Source organism: Variovorax sp. 01T432 (assembly GCF_056398605.1).
This window is the reverse complement of record NZ_JBFTPS010000126.1, coordinates 1-1,805: the sequence shown is the minus strand read 5'-3', so window position 1 is coordinate 1,805 and position 1,805 is coordinate 1. Positions and strand designations below refer to the sequence as shown.

The following is a 1,805-nucleotide window of genomic DNA, read 5'->3' as shown; positions in this document are numbered from 1 at the left end:
ACAGCGAACGAAGCGAAGCGCAACTGCATCAGGGCGACCGAGTGTGGGGAGGAAGCGCGGAGCGAAGCTGCGAGCCGATGGACAAGAACCGGATAGAAGGCGGTGCCGAGCAGGGCGAGCGGGCCATGAACCGCGAAGCCTTCGTGATCAAGGCGAGGCGGCGTAGATCCGGCGGTTGTGCAGTGAAGGAGTGCGTTCTTACCTGGGGAGATCTCGCCTTGCGCCTGAAAGGGCGACGGCGTTGAGCCGGAGCGAGAAGTCAGCAGAGGTCGTAGTAGCCGGAGTTGCGGGGCTGAGGAGGCCAGAAGTCAAACGGCGAAGGACCAAACGAGAGCAAGTGTTGAGCGAGATGTCGATGTCCGAGGTYATGCGTCAGATGCCCGCGCGAGCGGGGCGGGCGGGAGTCGCGCGCGGTGAAGCCGTGAGCCAACCTGCCAGCGACGAAGCCGAGGGCCCGCGAAATGGAGCGACAGACACGGGKTCAGCGCTGCTGCAAGCGGCGCTGACGAGAGACAACCTGCAGCGCGCGCTCAAGCGGGTGCGGGCCAACAAGGGCGCCGCCGGTGTGGACGGACTGGACATCGACCAGACCGTGGAGCATCTGGTGACGGCCTGGCCTGGCATCCGGGGGCAACTGCTGCGGGGCGAGTACCGGCCCAGTCCGGTACGGCGGGTGGAGATTCCCAAGCCTGACGGAGGCCAGCGCGAGCTGGGCATCCCGACGGTGGTAGATCGGCTGATCCAGCAGGCGCTGCTGCAGGTGCTGCAACCGATTCTGGACCCCACCTTCAGCGAGCACAGCCACGGCTTCAGGCCCGGGCGGCGTGCGCAGGATGCGGTATTGGCCGCGCAGGCGTTCGTGCAGACCGGGCGCAGGGTCGTGGTGGACGTGGACCTGGAGAAATTCTTCGACCGGGTCAATCACGACATCCTGATCGATCGCCTGCAAAGGCGCATTGCCGACGCCGGAGTCATCCGGTTGGTGCGGGCGTACCTGGACAGCGGGATCATGGACGGTGGGGTGGTACAGGAACGGCAGCAGGGCACACCGCAAGGTGGGCCGCTGTCGCCGCTGCTGGCCAACGTGCTGCTCGACGAAGTGGACAAGGAACTGGAACGCCGGGGCCACTGCTTCGCGCGCTACGCTGATGACTGCAACGTGTACGTGCGCAGTCGTCGGGCGGGCGAGCGGGTGATGGCGCTGCTGCGGCGGCTGTATGACAAGCTGCGCTTGAAGGTCAACGAGACCAAGAGTGCGGTCGCCAGTGCGTTCGGGCGCAAATTCCTGGGTTATGACCTGTGGTTGGCCCCGAGCGGCGAAGTCAAGCGCGGGGTGTCGGCCAAGCCGCTGGCGACGTTCAGGCAGCGTGTGAGGCAACTCACGCGCCGCTCGGGCGGGCGCAGCATGGCGCAGGTGGTACAGGGGCTGCGGCCCTACCTGCTGGGCTGGAAGGCGTACTTCGGGCTGGCGCAAACGCCCAAGGTCTGGCGCGAGCTGGACGAGTGGCTGCGCCACCGACTGCGTGCGATTCAACTCAAGCAGTGGAAGCGAGGCCCAACGATGTTCCGGGAACTGTGCGCCCTGGGCGCCAGTCCTGCGACGGCGCAACGGGTGGSGGCCAACAGCCGCCGCTGGTGGCGCAATAGCGCCAAGCAGCTCAACAGCGTGCTGAACATCGCCTGGTTTGACCGTATGGGACTACCCAGACTCTCATGACCTAAAACTCTCGAACCGCCCGGTGCGGACCCGCATGCCGGGTGGTGTGGGAGGGGCGCAGTCTAGGAAGACTGCCCCCTATCCCGAT

Annotated in this window: 2 protein-coding genes; both read left to right on the top strand. The window is 66.3% G+C overall.

All coding sequences use genetic code 11. The features are described 5' to 3' along the window. On the top strand, positions 1-245 hold a 245-nt coding region (locus tag AC1DNF_RS35535), incomplete at its 5' end, for a hypothetical protein (protein ID WP_478153609.1). A 104-nt stretch (positions 246-349) separates the two neighbouring features. Continuing rightward, positions 350-1,717, top strand: coding sequence for a group II intron reverse transcriptase/maturase (gene ltrA, locus AC1DNF_RS35530; RefSeq protein WP_478153611.1), 1,368 nt, complete (start codon positions 350-352; stop codon positions 1,715-1,717). Positions 1,718-1,805 lie beyond the last annotated feature (88 nt).